The following is an 18,766-nucleotide window of genomic DNA, read 5'->3' as shown; positions in this document are numbered from 1 at the left end:
TTACACCTCTTTTCGCACAGGTGGTCTGGTATCAAAGGCATGGAGCAGTTCTTCAAATACAGGGTGGAACTGTATCACACCGACACGACCATATAAATCACTGATAAGGCATTGCCCGTTTTCCAAATCACGCAATCGCTTCTGATTGTTTTCGTCCTCTGGGTCTACACCAAAAAAGGCTAAGGTCTTTTTAATCTCGTTAAGGTCAGTGGAACGAAATGCAAATTTTAAGCCGAGGTTATTTTTCAGTTTTTCATCTAAGAGGTCGTCTGTATTTTGGGTCACGAAATATACCCCAGCGTTCATAGCACGACCAGCCCGAACCAGCTTCATAGATAGTGTTTTTCCTTGTGCTACCTGTAAAAAGCTCCATGCTTCGTCTAAATCTACAATCTTGAAAATGCTTCGGTCTGTATGGATAAAGTCTAAAGCAAAGGTACTAATGACAATCAGCATAGCAACGGATAAAAGCTCCATAGTGGTATATTCCTCAAAGGAAGTTTCCTTGTCGGGAAGTACCAAGTCCGCAACCTGTATAATGTTCAGTTGTTTTTCTAAGCTGATAGACTGCTCCACATAACCATTACTGAATAATAAATGTGCAAAGTCATAGTCTGTAAAACTTTCGATATGGTCGGCTATACTGGTACTTAGTGGCGTATTCTCAACCCGTAATTCCTCAATCACTTTCATCAACCCTCGTACTTCACTATTGGTTACTGCACGAATGGCTTTTCTAAGGATTGGGAAGCGTTCCCCATCACGAGAGGAAATCCCCGTAAGGAATGTCAGAATATCAATAGCCAGTGATTCAGAATCTTTGGGATTTTTCATAATCACATAAGGGTCAAGTAAGCCTTTGTTTTTCTCATCAGAAGTCAGAGTGACGATATTGATTTCATGGGAAATCTCTGGCAAGGTTTCTTTCCATCTGCCACGTTCTGCTTTTGGGTCTACAATCACTGCTTGTGCCCCATAAAGCACCGCATAATAGACGATAAGGTTATTCGCAAAGGATTTACCACCACCCAGCGAACCAACAAAAGCCGACGCTAACGCATTGGTTACTGAACCCTTAACCCCTTGACTGGCAAGAGCAGGTTTCAGATAGACATTGCGTCCAGTATCTAAGCTGTAGCCAACATAAATCCCCTCATTTTCCCCCAGCATTTGAGTAGCACCAAAACCTAAACCAGCGAGGAAATCAGAGGTCACGTATTGAATATAATCATTCATATAACGCTTGCTGGCAGGTAAAAATTCTTCATGTAAGCCGAGCATATCCCCAAATGGTCGTACCAGTTTTACGCTTAAATCGTCATAAAAATCTTTCACTTCATTACAACGACGTTTGAGTTCGTCAAGATCATTTGCTGATACCCTTACCACATAAGACAGCTTGTACATAGATTCCTTGCTTTGGTCTAAATTGGTTTCCAGCTCATTCACACTTTCCAGAGCTTCCGCCACATTGGAGCTGGTTTCATTATCACTTTGCCAAGCGTGGTTATCCAAGTCTTTCAGTTCTTTCTTTTTATTGCGGACAGTAGATAGGGCTTTACGATTCGCTACAATTTCCACATTCATTGACGTATCAATCGGGAATGTAAATTGCTGTTGCTGGTAGTAGAAGATTTCAGAGGACGGGAAGTCCAGTTCTCCGACAATGCTGTTAATGGTAAAGTAAGCTACATAGACGGTTTCATCTTCCTGCTGGATTTTCAAATATCGCTGTTTTTCTTCCACCAAACAGCGAGTAGGCTTAATCAAGTCATAGTATTTAATCAGCGTTTCATTATCCAGCTTTTTCTTTGATAGATGGTACTCATACTCTTCATAGGCAGTGCCTGTCTGTCCGTAAAGGTGTTCAATCAGATAGCCGAAGTCGTCCTTATCTAACCTGCGGATTTTGAAACGACGAGAGATTTTATTTTCTAAGAGCTTTTCCATCTTCTGAAAACGCAGGATTTCATCATTACTCATACTAACAAAATCGCCCATCAGCTTATGGTTCACATCATAGACAAAATCAGACAAAGCATTTTTTGCTTCAACGGTAAGACTTTTCATAGAAAACTCCTGATCGTTGAGAAGCAACTTAAAGCCGATAAAGAAACGGTAGTTCACTTGATTTTCGCCAATCATGGATATTAAAGCGTCTGTCTGTTGGTCGATTTTGTCATAGGCAACCGCTTTGAGCTTGCCAGTGACTTCATTTTTGGAACGCTCTTGTGCAGAACGTATGCTGGATTCTGTACTGATTTGTAAAGCATGAATTTTGCCATCACGATTTTGTGCGATAAGCTGTCTGAAAGAATCATGCACTTGTATTTTCTGTTCTGGACTTAGAAATGAGTAATTGTAAGGAACAAGCTCATAGTAAGCATAACATTCCCCGTCTTTATTCCAGACGAGATTGTTTTCAATGTATTTAATTGGATATGCCATAAAATTCACTCCTAACTGCTGTAATGGCTTCTTGTGGCTGGTTTCTGCCAAGCGTTACTTTTTTCCTGCATAGGTCAGCTTTGGTCGCAGTGCATAAGCAATGACAGACTTCAAAAATCCATAAGGCTTTTTACCATCAAAAGTTTTTGTAGACATAAACCATGTGAAAGCCACAGGAATCCCAAAGTATTTGAGAAATGCTCCCTCTATCATGGAAAGAGGGGGCAAGTTGCCAAGTATCATCACTGCAAAGAGTGACACGACAAACCATGTCATTTGCGTAAAGGTTATGGGAAACGGAAGTCTAAAATCATTGATAGAATACAGTACCTTTTCCACAGACCAGATACTGGTATAGCTTCGTATTTTCTTCATGTAATCAATCCTTTCATAAAAAATAGGGGTAGCTGATTGAGCCACCCCGTAAAATAGAAAATCTGCCAGTAGTAATGTACCGACAGATTTAATAGACGATTTCAAAAATCCCATGATTGGTTGAGATAAACGTTCCTGAAAGGTCTAAATCCCGACCATAGGCTTGATAATCAATATAGTTTTGAAGACTAGCTGGTACTTCGCCTAAAGCACCCGTTTCTTCAATGTAGTAGCGTGCCACGTCATACATATCATCACAATCGGAATGAATGATAATATCCTCTTGATGTTCGCTTAGTTCTTCAATGCTTGAAAAATGAGTGAGCAGAGCAGATAGCTCCGATTGTAATTCTTCGGGTAATTCCGATACCATTTCCCATAGTCGATTGAGTTCGCCAATGGAAGTGTATTCGTCAACCGTAAAGGGTAACTCGTAGTCATGAATGGCGTATTCCTCATATTCATCATTCAAGCCGATTTTCTCTTTGACTTCCTCAAAGTCAATGGGAAAGGTAAACCACGCACCGACCAATTCGCCCTCATTGTATTTGCCTAAATTCGCAATATAGACTTGCATATCGTCCATATATTCACGTCCTTTCTTTGTAGAGATTCAAAAATCCCTACCGCACTTCGTTTGGTGTACCATTCCTTTGCGGAACATAAGAAAACCACTTATATTCCACAAAAGAACGGTTTTATTTAAGCACCAATAATGCGATTGAATAGCTCTAGTAAAATGTCTTTTACTCCAGCAGCGTTGAAGACTAAGCCAACCGCAATAATCGCAATAATTAAAAAGCCAATCAGTTTGCTAAACTCACGCTTGAAGCCAAGATACAAGCCAATCACAACGATTGCTAAAAGCACCAGTGATTGAGCGTTTGATAGAAACCAGTTATAAAGGTTTTGTCCAAAATTCATAAAAATGTTCTCCTCTCTATATTCAATGAATTTGTATTTGAGTTATTTTTTTGTTGTTATCACGTCCTGTTCTTTTACTGACTGTTGCTTCAAAATCTGCTTGTGTCGGTCTGTCAGTTTCGCATGGTCGAGAATGTCTTTTACAACCTGCGTCTGGTTGATTTCATCAAGTTTAATCGCAACCTTTAAGGTCGGGGCAACTTGATGAGATAGCCAGTTCAGCGTCCTTTGGAAGGAGTAAGGCTCTGGTTTTGTGGTTAGTTTTAATCGTTCACGATTGTTCCCAATAAACCAAGCCCATTCTTCATTCAGTTTCCAATCAGAACGAGGTTTGGAATCGTCTTTATCTACAAAACGGATATACCGATTGATAATTTTAAAGGCGGTATGCTCTGGATTGTCATAGACGAGTAAATCACGGACTGCATAATAGGCACGCTCATTTTTCAATCGAATCTCAAAACGGTTTTTTACTTCTGCGTCTTCAATGGGAATATCATTTTTCTTGTACTGCTCGTAGTCCTTTTCATAGATACAGAAATAAACTTCACTTTGTAATGAACCGATATAGAGGGTGTTTCCCATACATTCCTTTTCCTCTTTGCGTACCAGTTCGCCACTGCGATAGCTTTTAAAACTGCGGAAGACGGAGATACATTCTTCCTGTTGGCACTTTTCAGTGAGTACAGGGATATTCAAAATCCCTGTCTTATCGTTAATGGCAAGGTCAAGGCGTTTCATCACACCGCCAGCCACCAAAACGTCCATAAAGAACTCATACCAGCTTCTTTGTTGTGCCAGAAGATAGCTTTCAAATTGTCTGCACCCACGACCTTTCAATTCCACCAGAACTCCTTTGTCCAGTTCATGGGAGCAAAGGACGAATATGTCGCCTAAAGCATAATGCTCTGAATAAGAATAGAAACCATAGTCCTCATGAAGAAAATAGGACAGTTTCAGTTGTAAGATGTTTTCGACCACCTGCTGTACGTCTGTTGTCGGAAAGCGAATCCTTACATAATCAAACAGCATTTCAAGGGGAGCGTCGGGATTGAAGCGTTCCAGAGCTTCCCAAAGGGACTGCTGTAAATCCTCTGATGGCTTGACTTTTCCTGTTTCAATATCGCTTAGATACTGCCTTGTAATACCAGTCGCAACAGCTAAACGGTTTTGAGATAGTCCATAAGCCAAGCGTTTTTCTTTTAAATGCTGTAACCAAGTTTGTTCATTCAGTAAAAATCCCTCCAATCAAAAAGGCGTATGTCAACTTTTAAAGCCCATTTGACATACGCTGAAATTTTGTAAATCCCTTGTAACCAAAGGATTTTCTAATGTTTTTTTGACTGTTTCCTGTCGATTTGTACCCCCCTGTTAGATACGGGGGGTTAAGTGCTGGCGTGGCTATTGCCACACCAGCCAGCAAGATCAGTCCACACCTGCGACTTCCGCTTCGCACGTCGCCTGCGTGGACTGTCTGCTGTTGGATAACTTTTTAATTTCCTCCAAGAAATCATATCCTTTTGGTACAAGGGGAGTATAAAACTCTGATATGACACTTGTTCCTACATCAACATAGCCACGACCTTTGATTCGCTTTAAGAAGAAATCCTTTTGTACGTCACTGCCAAACATCATGCCATAGCCCATTTCAGACATACGACCTAAAGCCACTCTGAAATTAAACTGATCACGGATTCCGTCGCCTAAATATTTTGCGTCTGGACGTTGACAAGCCAGTATTAGAAAGAAGCCAGCTTGACGACCTAACATGACAATCTGTTTCAGCTTATTCATAACTGCGGTGTTTTCTTTTGTTCCCAGCATTTCCATGAAAGCGACGTATTCATCAAAGATTAAGAAGTGTGCCGGGAGACCTAAGTAAGCATAATTTTTGCCAGTCTTATAGTTCTTCATCTGCTTCATTTCCTCACTACGTTTCATCATTTCTTCATAGAATGTTTCAATGCAAGAAAGCAAGTCTTCTTTTCTATAGTAGACATTTGCCATCACAGAACCTAAGTCCGCAAGGTCAGCATTTTTCGGGTCAAGAATATACAGTTTTGAATCTGTATGAAGCAAGGCTTCAATCAGTGTCAGTATAAAGTAAGTTTTACCGCCACCTGTACCACCAGCAATCAACATATGAGGGAGCTTATCATATTCCCACCATACGTTTTTCATTAAGCGAAGTTTACCATCTTTAGCTTCTACTTCATCAATAGAAATACGACTGGCTATGGTGTCATAGAGCAAAGTATATTCCACATAGGAATCCTTTAACTCTTTATCCGTCAGCTCACAGTACAAGCCACTCTCTAATTTCTTTTCCAAGTGTAAGAGTTGGTCTTGATATTTTCCCAGCGTGATTTCCACCCGTATCTGTATCAAGCCATTTTTAAGTCGATAATACATTTTAGGGAAGTAGGTTATCTTTTCCTTTGTACGACCAGCACTATCTTTAAAGAAACCCTCTGTTTTGACCTGTTCAGATTCATACCACTTGTTTTCAAGTATCATCTTTGCCAGTTTTTGACGGTGGTAAAGTTGTTTAACCGTATCATAGCGAACCCGTTTGAATACAAACGCTATCGTAAAATGAAAGACTAAATCTTTACCAGATGGGCGAATCCTTTTACCACGCTGTTTCATGCGAAAAAGTCTCCTTTCTACCTAGCGACTATTTGTCTTGTGTCGGTTCTTTCTTTGCTTGTGGTTGAGCTTTGAATGAACTAGAATCCTTTGTCAGCACAATATCGTCTGCCTTGATATACCAGTCAACATCTGCTCCTTGATAGGTGGCAGTAGCAACGGTGTCCGCAATGGGATTGATAAGTTCCACCCGTGCGTTATAATCAAACTCTTTCAAAGGCACGCTGGCAGGAATACTTACTTGAATCATGCGTCCTTGTCCTTTGGATTTTAAGTCATAGGTACGTTCCTTGATTTCATCTGAAACCGACCCGTCTTCATTTTGGATTCTCACTTCACGACGTAGAGCAGAGAATTTCAATTCTCCAAAAGTCGTGTCTTTATCTAATACAATGCCATTTGCTAATCTCATCATTTTTCCTCTCTTTCTTTATTCTTTTATCATGTCGTCAGCATGTAAAAGGTAATTTGTAAAACCACGAGTGCCGATTTTGTAGCCCTCTGCGGTAATACGTGGATTGACTAACTTCACACGTTCCTCAAAGCCGAAATGTTTTTCGCCAGCTTCAGCAGGAAGCACCACCACAATATCATCTGCTCTTTGAACATCAGAATAGAGATTATAGCTTCTTGATAAGACAGTTAGCCGTCCGTTGATTCTTCGCTGAACGACTTTATCCTCGCCAGCAAATTCTAAATTGCCGAATGTTTTTTCCATGTTGGGAATCACAAATTTAAGTTCCATATTTTTACCTATCCTTTCTTTTTTATTGGCTGAATGAATGTTTGATGGTCTTAAAGAGTGGGGAACGACCTTTTGATTCTTGATTTTTTGTTTTCATAAGTTCACTTCCTTTCAAAATCGGGTAAAAAAATAGACACCTCATTTTTTGAAGTGTCTACCTATTAAATATTCAAATTTTATTGGAAGTATCTTTATATCTTCACTTTTCAAGGATAAATCGTCGTATCAAAGCTCATTCATAAGTAGTAAATTAGTAGTAAATTGAGTGGTTTTGACCTTGATAAAGTGTGATAAGTCCAGTTTTTATGCGGATAACTAGATTTTTATGCTATTTTTCTTTGAAAAAGTCATAAATTTCTTGCACGGTACCCAGCGCCATCATTTCTTGGTCTTTGACGGTTTGTTTGAGATTTTGATAAATCTGACTTTCTCCTATCTCTCGCTTTGGCGCTTCTTTATTGACTGTCATGACACCATCTTTGATGGTCACAAAGCCTAGCTCTTCAAATACTTGAATCATCTTGACCAGCAAGATTTGTTGAATATTAAGATAAACTGCCAAATCCTTGAGCTTATAGCGAATATCAAACTCTGGGAACTGGTAAATGGTCTTGTACAATTTGGCAAACTGCTCTCTAGTCCCATAACCTGTCAGATAATAGGCCTTATCAATGTCATTTTTGAAATAGACAGCAGAGAAATTCTGTTCCTGAAAAATGGTCTTCAGCAGTGTAATATCCTCAGGAATGGTTTTTACAACAACCGCGTTACTAGTCGCTAAATCTGGCACTTCCCCAGCAAAATCCAAGACTGGAACTCCTTCTGGCAAGACTGCATTTTTCCCACGAATGTTAAAGAGTTGAACACCTTCCACACGCGCATCCACCATCATCAACTGCAGGGCAGTTTGACCATTCCATTGATTGACAGACAATTTGACTGCCAACTCTAGATTTTTGGTTTGAGAAAACTCTGTCGCCCATCTGCCTTGGCCAAAGGCCACCACTTCAAAACTCGCCTCACCCTTGGAAATTTTCAGCTTGAGATGGGCATTTCCTGCTCCCATAGTACGAGCACTTTCGACCTGAAAATCCTTGATATAAAAGATAGGTTTCTGATTGTCCATTCCAAAAGGTGCCAAGCGCTCAAAGTTCTTGACTGTTTCAAGACTCAAAGTCTCCAAATCCAACTCTTCATCTAGGTTTAACTTATTCTTGCCACCAGCATCTGCGCCTTTTTCACGGACATAGTCTTCCAAAACCTGAGATAAATCTGAAAGTTTCTCAACTTCCAGCGTCATACCAGCCGCACCAGCATGGCCACCAAAGGCGATGAAGAGGTCGCGATGGGGATCTAGGGCTTCAAAAATATCGACCGCTTCCACACTACGGGCACTACCCTTGGCACGACCGTCCTCTATATTGAGAACGATGACTGTCTGCCCTAGTTCTTCCAATAAACGACCAGCGACAATACCCAGAACCCCAGGATTCCAACCTTCCTTGGCCAAGACTTGGACCTTCTTCTCAGAATCCACCATAGTCTTAGCTTCTTCATAGATAGACTGAACGATTTCCTTGCGCTCTTCGTTTTTCTGATGAATCATGAGGGCAATCTCGTGCGCCTCCTCATCATCAAAGCCAGTCAACAAATCAATGGCTGGATTGGGATCATCCAAGCGGCCCAAGGCATTCAAACGAGGGGCAATCTGGAAACCAACCGTTTCTTCTGTTACTTCGTTGGCAGCTATCCCAGCCATATCCAGCATTTCTTGCAGGCCGATGCGCTGGGTATGACCTAACATTTCCAGACCATATTGAACCAAGATACGGTTTTCATCCGTCAAACTCACCATATCAGCAATAGTTCCGATAGCCACCAAGTCAAGCAGTTCCACTTGGACTTCCTCCAAAAGGGCACAAGCCAGCTTAAAAGCCACTCCACAACCAGCCAAATATTTGAAAGGATAGTCTGCATCTGGATGCTCAGGATGGACAATGGCATAGGCATCTGGCAAGGTTTCAGGCATGGAATGGTGGTCAGTCACAATGACATCCACTCCCATAGACTGGGCCAATTCAATTGCTTCATGACCAGCAACCCCATTGTCCACTGTCACAATTAAGGAAATCCCTTCTTGCTCGATAAAGTATTTATAGACACTGGCATTAGGTCCATAGCCATCAGTGAAACGATTTGGCAAGTAAACACGGCACTCAGCACCAAGCTGTTCCAAACTTTCCTTCACAATCGAAGCCGAAGTCATGCCATCCGCATCGTAGTCTCCATAAACGAGAATACTTTCCCCTTCTTCAATGGCCTGACGAATTCGTTCCACTGCCTTGTCCATATCATGGAGCAGATAAGGATCATGCAAGTCCTTCAAGGAAGGCTCTAAAAACTTTTTCAGACTTTCTTGGTCCTGAATCCCTCTTTCAAATAATAACCGAGCCACCTCAGGACCCAGTCCAGCCTTCTTGGCTATCTTTGTAAAATCCGCATCTTCAACCTGCGGGGCAAACTGCCATTCATAAGTAGGTGTTATCAAAAAGACATCCACTCTTTCTAAGAATTCTATTGCTTCATTATAACATGATTTAGACGTTTTCTCTATCCAGATTGCTTTTTTATAAAATTTTAGTGAATTTTTTCAGATATGATTTGACAAGACAAATTTTTTGGTGTAGAATCATGTTATAAAATCTAACACAAAGGAGATTCCTTATGGCTTTAGTAGAATTTGAACACGTCGAAAAATATTACGGAGACTACCACGCACTCCGCGACATCAATCTCCGTTTTGAAAAAGGGCAAGTTGTTGTCCTCCTAGGTCCATCTGGTTCTGGGAAGTCCACTCTTATCCGCACCATCAATGGTTTGGAGGCTGTCGACAAGGGAAGTCTTCTAGTCAATGGCCACCAAGTTGCTGGTGCCAGCCAGAAAGTTTTAGTGCCTCTACGTAAGGAAGTCGGCATGGTTTTCCAGCATTTTAACCTCTACCCTCACAAAACAGTGTTAGAAAACGTAACACTTGCACCCATAAAAGTTCTAGGAATTGATAAAAAAGAAGCTGAAAAAACAGCCCAAAAATATCTGGAATTTGTAAATATGTGGGACAAGAAAGATTCATATCCAGCCATGCTGTCTGGTGGACAAAAGCAACGGATTGCCATTGCACGTGGACTCGCTATGCATCCGGAACTCCTCCTCTTCGATGAACCAACATCCGCCCTTGACCCTGAAACTATCGGAGACGTTCTGGCAGTTATGCAAAAATTGGCCCACGATGGTATGAATATGATTGTCGTCACCCATGAAATGGGCTTTGCCCGTGAAGTTGCGGACCGCATCATCTTTATGGCTGATGGAGAAGTGTTGGTGGATACGACAGATGTTGATGACTTTTTCGACAATCCAAGCGAACCTCGTGCCCAACAATTCCTCAGCAAAATCATCAACCACGAAAGTGACAAAGTCAAATAAGGAGGCGCCTATGAAAAAGAAATTCTTTTTATCAGCATTATTGATTAGCCTTTTGGGCCTTGCTGCTACAAAACCAGTTCAGGCTGATACCAGTGTCGCAGATATTCAAAAAAGAGGCGAGCTGGTTGTTGGTGTCAAACAAGACGTTCCCAATTTCGGTTACAAGGATCCCAAGACAGGGACCTATTCTGGTATCGAAACGGACTTAGCCAAGATGGTCGCTGATGAGCTCAAGGTCAAGGTTCGCTATGTGCCTGTTACCGCTCAGACACGTGGCCCCCTTCTAGACAATGAACAGGTTGACATGGACATTGCAACCTTCACCATCACAGACGAACGCAAAAAACTCTACAACTTTACCAGTCCCTACTACACAGACGCATCTGGATTTTTGGTCAATAAGTCTGCCAAAATCAAAAAGATTGAGGACCTAAACGGCAAAACCATCGGAGTTGCCCAAGGTTCCATCACCCAACGCCTGATTACTGAACTGGGTAAAAAGAAAGGTCTGAAGTTTAAATTCGTCGAACTTGGTTCCTACCCAGAATTGATTACTTCCCTGCACGCTCATCGTATCGATGCCTTTTCCGTTGACCGCTCGATTCTGTCTGGCTACATCAGCAAGCGCACAGTACTACTAGATGATAGTTTCAAGCCATCTGACTACGGTATCGTTACCAAGAAATCAAATACCGAGCTAACCAAGTATCTTGATAACTTGGTTACTAAATGGAGCAAGGATGGTAGTTTGCAGAAACTTTATGACCGTTACAAGCTCAAACCATCTAGCCATACTGCAGATTAAGGAGGATACCCCATGACAGATTTATCATCTTGGACAGCCTATTTTCAGGATTTTGGACAATTTTTCAATGGTTTCCTCTTCACTCTTGCACTAGCTATCGGATCTTTTATCCTAGCCATGGTTTTGGGCATCTTCTTTGGAGCCATGTCAACCAGCAAGCGTCCAATATTGAGAATTTTAGCTCGCATCTTTGTCGAATTTTACCAAAATACTCCCCTCTTGGTGCAGTTTGTTATCGTTTTTTATGGCCTACCTCTTATCAGTGACCATATCATCATGATTCCAATTTATTGGACAGCCGTTCTCTGCGTGGGTCTCTATCACGGCGCCTATATCGCTGAGGTGATTCGCTCAGGTATTCAGTCTATTCCTAGCGGTCAGATGGAGGCCGCCTTGTCGCAAGGTTTTACCTATATCAGCGCCATGCGCTTGATTATCTTGCCTCAGGCCTTCCGTATCATTCTCCCTCCTTTGACCAATCAAATCGTCAACCTCATCAAGAATACCTCGACAGTTGCTATCATCTCTGGAGTGGACTTGATGTTTGTGACCAAGTCTTGGTCAGCCCTCAACGGAAATTACATCCCAGCCTTTCTAGGTGCTGCCCTTCTCTACTTTTCTCTATGCTTCCCTGTTGCCCAGTTTGGTCGCAAGATGGAGCAAGCCAACAAAAAAGCCTATTCACTTTAGGAGGTTACTATGGAATCCATTTTAGAAGTTTTAACCCCAGATAACCTAGTCTTTATCTTTAAAGGATTTGGCTTGACCCTCTACATTTCTCTGATTGCCATCGTCCTCTCTACCCTTATCGGAACGGTGCTAGCCGTCATGAGGAATGGGAAAAATCCTGTCTTACGCATTATCTCCAGCATTTATATCGAGTTTGTGCGTAACGTTCCCAACCTCCTCTGGATTTTCACTATCTTTTTAGTTTTCAAGATGAAATCCACTCCAGCAGGTATTACAGCCTTTACTCTCTTTACATCAGCGGCCCTGGCTGAGATTATCCGAGGCGGTCTCAATGCCGTGGACAAGGGGCAGTACGAAGCAGGAATGTCACAAGGATTTACTTCTGCACAAATCCTCTACCACATCATTCTCCCACAAGCTATTCGCAAAATGTTGCCAGCCATCATTTCTCAGTTTGTAACCGTGATTAAGGATACCAGTCTCCTCTACTCTGTCATCGCCCTGCAAGAGCTCTTTGGAGCTAGCCAAATTCTCATGGGCCGTTATTTCGAACCAGAGCAAGTCTTCAGTCTGTATATCCTGATTGCCCTCATCTACTTCAGCTTTAACCTAGCAATCTCTAGTCTGTCTCATATGCTAGCAAAACGCTGGCAACAAGCTGCAGAATAATACTCTTCGAAAATCTCTTCAAACCACGTCAGCTTCACCTTGCCGTATATATGNNATTTTCATTGAGTATAAACAGCCACTCTCCAGTTCAATTGGAGAGTTTTTTTGATGAGAGTAGATATTTATAGACCTCAATTTGACACCATACTTTTTCTATGATAAAATGTAACAAATTTATTTACAACAAATCAAATCTAAATGAAATGGAATTTTCTATGAAAGCACTCAAAGGACTACTCTTTATCATAGCTAGTTTTATCTTGACTATGTTGACTTGGATGAACACTTCTCCCCAATTCATGATTCCAGGACTAGCTTTAACAAGCCTATCTCTGACTTTTATCCTAGCCACTCGTCTCCCCCTACTAGAAAGCTGGTTTCACGGTTTGGAGAAGGTCTATACTGTCCACAAATTCACAGCCTTTCTCTCCATCATCCTACTCATCTTTCATAACTTTAGTATGGGCGGCTTGTGGGGCACTCGCTTAGCTGCTCAGTTTGGCAATCTTGCTATCTATATCTTTGCCAGCATCATCCTTGTCGCCTATTTAGGCAAATACATCCAATACGAAGCTTGGCGATGGATCCACCGCATGGTTTACCTAGCTTATATTTTTGGACTCTTTCATGTCTACATGATAATGGGCAATCGCCTCCTCACATTTAATCTTCTAAGTTTTCTTGTTGGTAGCTATGCCCTTTTAGGCTTACTGGCTGGTTTTTACATCATCTTCCTTTATCAAAAGATTTCCTTCCCCTATCTAGGGAAAATCACCAATCTCAAACGCTTAAATCACGATACTAGAGAAATTCAAATCCATCTTAGCAGACCTTTCAACTATCAATCAGGACAATTTGCCTTTCTAAAGATTTTCCAAGAAGGCTTTGAAAGTGCTCCGCATCCCTTTTCTATCTCAGGAGGTCATGGCCAAACTCTTTACTTTACTGTCAAAAATTCAGGCGACCATACCAAGAATATCTATGATAATCTTCAAGTCGGCAGCAAAGTAAGCGTAGACAGAGCTTACGGACACATGATTATAGAAGAAGGACGAGAAAATCAGGTTTGGATTGCTGGAGGCATCGGGATCACCCCCTTCATCTCTTACATCCGTGAACATCCTATTTTAGATAAACAGGTTCACTTCTACTATAGCTTCCGTGGAGAGGAAAATGCAGTTTATCTAGATTTGCTCCGTGACTATGCTCAGAAAAATCCTAATTTTGAACTCCATCTAGTAGACAGTAGGAAAGACGGCTATCTTAATTTTGATCAAGAAGAAGTGCCCGAACATGCAAGCATCTATATGTGTGGTCCTCTTTCTATGATGAGGTCACTTGCCAAACAGATTAAGAAACAAAATCCAAAAACAGAGCTTATTTACGAAGGATTTAAGTTCAAATAACCACTCATACTCCCCTGAGAATTCTAGGAGAGTTTTTTATAGCCAAATGAAATAAGACCGGAGCGATGCAATTTTGGCATTCAAATCAATTGATAAGAATGTTTTATAGTGGAATGAAATAGGATACGAACAAATTGATTAGGAAAATCAAATGAATTTATAGAAATCTTTTAGCAGTCATGGCGTCCTATTCCAGTTTCAAAATGCTATAGAAGCAGCATTGTGCTAGTCTAGTTTCAGTTTACTATACTAAAACGAGTAGCTTGAAATCAAAAAACCCACCCAATGGGCAGGTTTCATCTGTATTATTCAGCTAGATTATGCTTTACCTTCTGAACCGAATACGTCGATACGTTCTTCAACTGATGCTTGGATAGCTTTTACACCGTCAGCCAAGAATTTACGTGGGTCGAAGAGTTTTTTCTTGTCGTATTCTGCTTCGTTTGCTTCGTAGTCACGAGCAAATTTACGAGTTGCGTTAGCGAATGCGATTTGGCATTCTGTGTTAACGTTAACTTTCGCAACACCAAGTTTGATAGCTGCTTGGATTTGCTCATCAGGAATACCTGAACCACCGTGCAATACGATTGGGAATCCTGGAAGAGCTTCTGTCAATTTTTGCAAGTGGTCAAGGTCAAGACCTTCCCAGTTTGCTGGGTAAGGACCGTGGATGTTACCGATACCAGCTGCCAAGAAGTCGATACCAGTTTCAACCATTGCTTTAGCATCTTCGATTGGAGCCAATTCACCTTTACCGATGATTCCGTCTTCTTCACCACCGATAGTACCAACTTCAGCTTCTACTGAGATACCTTTAGCGTGTGCCTTTTCAACAACTTCTTTAGCCAATTTAAGGTTTTCTTCAACTGGAAGGTGTGAACCGTCAAACATGATTGAAGTGTAACCAACTTCGATACACTCAAGTGCATCTTCGTAGTGACCGTGGTCAAGGTGGATAGCTACTGGTACAGTGATACCCATTGATTCAACAAGGTTAGCGATCAAGTTGCGAGCAACTTTATAACCACCCATGTATTTAGCAGCACCCATTGAAGTTTGGATCAAAACTGGAGCTTTTTTAGCTTCTGCTGCACGCAAGATAGCTTGAGTCCACTCAAGGTTGTTTGTGTTAAATCCACCAACTGCATAACCGTTGTCACGAGCTGCTTGGACAAATTTTTCTGCTGAAACGATTGCCATTTTATCAGGCCTCCTGTATATTTTTATGGGTCATCCCATTTACATTGTTCATTTTATCACTTTTTGACAAAAAAATCTAGTTTTTCCCGCAGTTTCGATTGAATTTCTTCTAGCTTCATCTATGTAACCCCTTTCTCTCCCTAGTCTTGGGCGACTTTTGGAAAAGCTATAAAGAAGGTTAAACGATTCTCTTGCATTTCAAAACGATAAGGTAATTTTTCATGTTCTAATAAACTTTTGACAACAAAGAGCCCCATCCCCGAACCCTTGGCCTTGCGACTAGCATTGTCGGAAAAAGACTGGGCCAGTTTTTCTTGTTCTTCAGGACTACAGCTATTTTCGATAAAGAACTCCCCTTCTCTTTCGCCAATGCGAACCAAGCCACCTGGAACAGAGTGCTTGATGGCATTGCTGATAAGATTAGACAGGATTAACTTCATAACTGATGGATTTAGATAAGCTTGCTGATGGGTCAAACTATTGTCTATCTGAAGCTCTCTTTCCTTGGCTAGCAAGGCATAATCCTTAACCAGACTTTGCGTCATCTGGAGTAGATCAATTTTTTCCCTATCATCTCGCAACTCCTGCACAGACGAGAGAGAAAGTATCTGGAGAACGTGATGATTAAGCTCATCCACAATCTCCAAAGCAACTCCCAGATAGTGGTCTCGATCCTTATAACGGCCGACATTTTCTTTCATGTTTTCGATTAGGATTTTCAAACTAGCCAGCGGTGTTTTCAATTCATGAGAAGCTCCTCGTAGGAATTCAACCTTCATCTTTTCCAGCTGGAGAATGGCTTCATTCTTGTCATGCAAGTCCGCAATGACAGTCAAAAGATGCTGGTAGAGGCTATTGATTTGTTCCTTGAGATCACCGATCTCATCCTTGGAATCCACGCGCAATCGCACTTGGGAATCCAGTTCCATCATTCTACGAGTCACCCGCTTGATTTCCAAGATCGGGGCAACGATAGTCCGAGCATAGATATAGGCCACCAAGAGGGAAATCAGAAAGGATGCCAGCAAGGTATAGGGAAGAAATTGGAGACTGATCTGCTCTGCTTCCTTTTGCAAGTCCATGGAAGCTAAAAATTGCAGGGTCATGGTGCCACCGTCCTGCGTTTTCACCTCACGCTCCTCAATAAAGAGAGAGGTTGTCTGGCGATCTGTATCCAGAGGAAGACTGTCCTTGACCTCTAACTTATCCTCGGTCATTTCTCCCTTGACAGCTCCCTTGATCTCACTGGTCTGAGAATACAAGTCTAAGACTTGCTCGATATTCTGCCTATCTTTCCCTTCTAGGGACTGGGCAATTGCTGTCGCTTTCTGACCAATAGTTTCCTGACGATGGGTCAGATAAGTCGAGGGAAAAAGAAAATAAATAGCCAAATGAAGACAAATAACCAGAACACTAAAAATCGAGAAGGTATAGATAAATATCTTTTTAAATAAACCTGTTCGTTTCATTTTCGCTCCAATTTATAACCAACATTGCGCACAGTGTGGATACAATCCAAGTCTAGCTTTTTCCGCAGTTCCTTGATATAAACATCAATGACACGGTCAAAGGGAACCTCATCTGTCGCTTTCCAAACGGCATCGATTATCTGAGATCGGGTCAAGGCCCTTCCTTCATTTTTAACCAGATAGTCCAGAATTTCCAACTCTTTAGCATTGAGAGCCACTTCTTGACCTGCTAGGCTTGCACTGTAGCTCTCAAAGTCCACCTTGGTATCCTTATAGGAGAAGATTCGTCCCGTATCATAATAGCGCTTGAAAATCGCGTCCACCCTTACTTTTAAGAGGGAGAGGGAAAAAGGTTTTTCCAGATAGCCATCTGCCAGAGAGGCAAAGGCACTCATCTTGTATTCTTCATCCTGAAAGGCTGTCAGCATCAATACAGGCACCTGACTGGTTTTGCGAATCTCAGCTAGGACTTCCAGACCATTGAGCTTGGGCATCTGGATATCCAGTAAAACCAAGGCTACCTCATAGCTAGAAAATTGCTCCAAGGCTTCCTGACCATCTGCTGCCTCAATGGTTTCATAACCACAATCCGTCAAATAGTCACTGATCCCCTCACGGATCATCTCTTCATCTTCTACAATTAAAATTTTCATACTTTAACTGCTCTCTATTTTTTATTTTTCTTAGAATAAATACCTACTCTATTTTCTATTATAGTTTCTTGCTGGCATTTTGTATGTAAGCAACTGACCACTAGATAAAACAAAGAGAGCCTATCGCTCTCTCTGCTCACATTTCACTCTCTATAGAATGAAATTTATTTAGCTGCTTTTGAAAATGTTACAACGTAATTATAATCTTTCCCATTGTTTTTATAGAGATAGTCTTCTTTAACAGTATAACCACGTTTACGTAATTCCTCTTTCTTGGCATCAACTTGGTTCTTGACTGCTGCTTTTACTTCATCATCTGTTGAACCAGCTGCGACTTCAAGAGGAGTTCCATTGATATCTCCTAAGAAACCTGCAATATCCTTCATTTGATCAAAGTTATAAAAAACATTGACTTTGACCTTTTGAGGAGCTGGCTGTTCTATACTTCTACGATTTCTGCTAGCGCGTGGTTGAACTGCTGGAGCCATTCTGAAACCTGTGGTTCCTGTAGTTTCCTTAGTGAATGTGACTACGTAGTCATAATGAGTTGCGTCTTGATGATTATACTCAACGAATACATCTTCTGAAAATTGATATCCTCTTTTAGCTAATTCTGATTTTTTGGCATCTATTTTTTCTTTAATCAGTGATTTGACTTTTTCCCTAGAAACATCTTTTGGAATCTCAATATCATTTTTTTCACCAGGGTCACCGAAGAATCCTGGAATATCTTTCATACCATCAAAATTATAATAAATAGAGACTGTGTTTTGCGGTTCCTCAATACTTCTACGACGACGAGTTACTCGAGGTTGGTAAGTTCCTGCACTTCGGAAACCTGAGTTACTAGTTGCAGAACTGTCTGACGTTGCCGCAGGTTGTGTTTGTGATGAAGATGGCTGAGAAGATGGATTGCTAGAAGTTAGTGCGCTATTAGGAACTGTACTGTTTGCATCTATAGTTGTACCTCCAGTATGACTTTCAACAGGTCTGTTAAAATCAGTTTTTGGATATTCAACATTTGGTACATCAATAGTTCTTAAATCTTCTTCATATTTATCGACAACTTTCGCTTGTTCTTCAGAACTACTTGCTTTCTCTAACTCTTTTATTGCTTTTTCGGTAAATTTATTTACTTTTTCTATAGCAGCTTTCTTATCTTCAGCTGATAAGGAACTACCCTTAATTTCCGAAAGTTTATTCTCTTTATGCGAATCTAAAGCTTCCAAATTTCCTGCTTCTGAAGTTTC

General features: G+C 41.2%; 17 protein-coding genes and 2 pseudogenes. 5 read left to right on the top strand and 14 right to left on the bottom strand.

The window, feature by feature from the left end:
* The 10 genes and pseudogenes from HT721_RS05525 to recJ all read right to left on the bottom strand — a co-directional run bounded on the left by HT721_RS05525 (window position 1) and on the right by recJ (window position 9,689).
* Window positions 1-2,448, bottom strand: coding sequence for an ATP-binding protein (locus HT721_RS05525; protein WP_000331160.1), 2,448 nt, complete (start codon window positions 2,446-2,448; stop codon window positions 1-3).
* Window positions 2,432-2,823 (bottom strand): annotated as a pseudogene (locus HT721_RS05520) (conjugal transfer protein). Before HT721_RS05520 ends, HT721_RS05525 begins: the two are co-directional and overlap by 17 nt.
* Window positions 2,824-2,911: 88 nt before the next feature.
* Window positions 2,912-3,409 carry an antirestriction protein ArdA gene (locus HT721_RS05515; protein WP_000342539.1) on the bottom strand — a complete coding sequence of 166 codons (498 nt, stop codon included), beginning with the start codon at window positions 3,407-3,409 and terminating at the stop codon, window positions 2,912-2,914.
* 116 nt (window positions 3,410-3,525) lie between these two features.
* Window positions 3,526-3,747 carry a hypothetical protein gene (locus HT721_RS05510; RefSeq protein ID WP_001009056.1) on the bottom strand — a complete coding sequence of 74 codons (222 nt, stop codon included), beginning with the start codon at window positions 3,745-3,747 and terminating at the stop codon, window positions 3,526-3,528.
* A gap of 42 nt (window positions 3,748-3,789) precedes the next feature.
* Entirely contained in the window at window positions 3,790-4,995 is a 1,206-nt protein-coding gene (gene mobT / locus HT721_RS05505; protein ID WP_000398284.1) for a MobT family relaxase, read from the bottom strand.
* A 22-nt stretch (window positions 4,996-5,017) separates the two neighbouring features.
* The gene (locus tag HT721_RS05500) at window positions 5,018-5,170 is read right to left on the bottom strand and encodes a hypothetical protein (RefSeq protein ID WP_000879507.1); all 153 of its coding nucleotides are present in this window, start codon (window positions 5,168-5,170) and stop codon (window positions 5,018-5,020) included.
* A gap of 2 nt (window positions 5,171-5,172) precedes the next feature.
* Window positions 5,173-6,396, bottom strand: a complete 1,224-nt coding sequence (locus HT721_RS05495; protein WP_050077837.1) for an FtsK/SpoIIIE domain-containing protein — start codon at window positions 6,394-6,396, stop codon at window positions 5,173-5,175.
* A gap of 28 nt (window positions 6,397-6,424) precedes the next feature.
* Complete coding sequence (locus HT721_RS05490; RefSeq protein WP_000985015.1) at window positions 6,425-6,811, bottom strand: YdcP family protein; 387 nt, start codon at window positions 6,809-6,811, stop codon at window positions 6,425-6,427.
* A 15-nt stretch (window positions 6,812-6,826) separates the two neighbouring features.
* Window positions 6,827-7,141: a YdcP family protein gene (locus tag HT721_RS05485; protein WP_000420682.1), complete on the bottom strand. Its 315-nt coding sequence runs from the start codon at window positions 7,139-7,141 to the stop codon at window positions 6,827-6,829.
* A gap of 328 nt (window positions 7,142-7,469) precedes the next feature.
* On the bottom strand, window positions 7,470-9,689 hold the full coding sequence (gene recJ, locus HT721_RS05480; protein ID WP_173213890.1) for a single-stranded-DNA-specific exonuclease RecJ: 2,220 nt from the start codon (window positions 9,687-9,689) through the stop codon (window positions 7,470-7,472).
* Between the two features lie 176 nt (window positions 9,690-9,865).
* On the opposite strand from recJ, the gene HT721_RS05475 reads away from it, so the two are divergent.
* From HT721_RS05475 to HT721_RS05455, 5 genes are all read left to right on the top strand, one after another.
* Window positions 9,866-10,624 (top strand): amino acid ABC transporter ATP-binding protein, encoded by a 759-nt coding sequence (locus tag HT721_RS05475; RefSeq protein ID WP_138701765.1) that lies wholly within the window; start codon window positions 9,866-9,868, stop codon window positions 10,622-10,624.
* A gap of 10 nt (window positions 10,625-10,634) precedes the next feature.
* Window positions 10,635-11,429 carry a transporter substrate-binding domain-containing protein gene (locus HT721_RS05470; protein ID WP_138701764.1) on the top strand — a complete coding sequence of 265 codons (795 nt, stop codon included), beginning with the start codon at window positions 10,635-10,637 and terminating at the stop codon, window positions 11,427-11,429.
* Between the two features lie 12 nt (window positions 11,430-11,441).
* Window positions 11,442-12,119 carry an amino acid ABC transporter permease gene (locus tag HT721_RS05465; protein WP_000131137.1) on the top strand — a complete coding sequence of 226 codons (678 nt, stop codon included), beginning with the start codon at window positions 11,442-11,444 and terminating at the stop codon, window positions 12,117-12,119.
* A gap of 9 nt (window positions 12,120-12,128) precedes the next feature.
* Window positions 12,129-12,788 carry an amino acid ABC transporter permease gene (locus HT721_RS05460; protein ID WP_000443889.1) on the top strand — a complete coding sequence of 220 codons (660 nt, stop codon included), beginning with the start codon at window positions 12,129-12,131 and terminating at the stop codon, window positions 12,786-12,788.
* 215 nt (window positions 12,789-13,003) lie between these two features.
* The gene (locus HT721_RS05455; RefSeq protein WP_173229247.1) at window positions 13,004-14,194 is read left to right on the top strand and encodes a ferric reductase-like transmembrane domain-containing protein; all 1,191 of its coding nucleotides are present in this window, start codon (window positions 13,004-13,006) and stop codon (window positions 14,192-14,194) included.
* A gap of 318 nt (window positions 14,195-14,512) precedes the next feature.
* Here the strand turns inward: HT721_RS05455 and HT721_RS05450 are convergent, their stop codons facing one another.
* The 4 genes and pseudogenes from HT721_RS05450 to HT721_RS11115 all read right to left on the bottom strand — a co-directional run.
* A complete protein-coding gene (locus tag HT721_RS05450; RefSeq protein ID WP_001019001.1) occupies window positions 14,513-15,394 on the bottom strand; it encodes a class II fructose-bisphosphate aldolase in 882 nt (293 codons plus the stop codon).
* A 140-nt stretch (window positions 15,395-15,534) separates the two neighbouring features.
* On the bottom strand, window positions 15,535-16,863 hold the full coding sequence (gene vncS, locus HT721_RS05445) for a sensor histidine kinase VncS (protein ID WP_173229245.1): 1,329 nt from the start codon (window positions 16,861-16,863) through the stop codon (window positions 15,535-15,537).
* A complete protein-coding gene (vncR, locus tag HT721_RS05440; RefSeq protein ID WP_173229243.1) occupies window positions 16,860-17,516 on the bottom strand; it encodes a response regulator transcription factor VncR in 657 nt (218 codons plus the stop codon). The genes vncS and vncR overlap by 4 nt, the downstream gene beginning before the upstream one ends.
* A gap of 164 nt (window positions 17,517-17,680) precedes the next feature.
* Window positions 17,681-18,766 (bottom strand): annotated as a pseudogene (locus HT721_RS11115) (DUF1542 domain-containing protein); the annotation flags it as partial.

Source organism: Streptococcus sp. 4094, assembly GCF_013277125.1.
Lineage (GTDB): Bacteria > Bacillota > Bacilli > Lactobacillales > Streptococcaceae > Streptococcus.
Note: the sequence above shows the minus strand (reverse complement) of the source record. Positions and strands in the feature narration are given on the sequence as shown.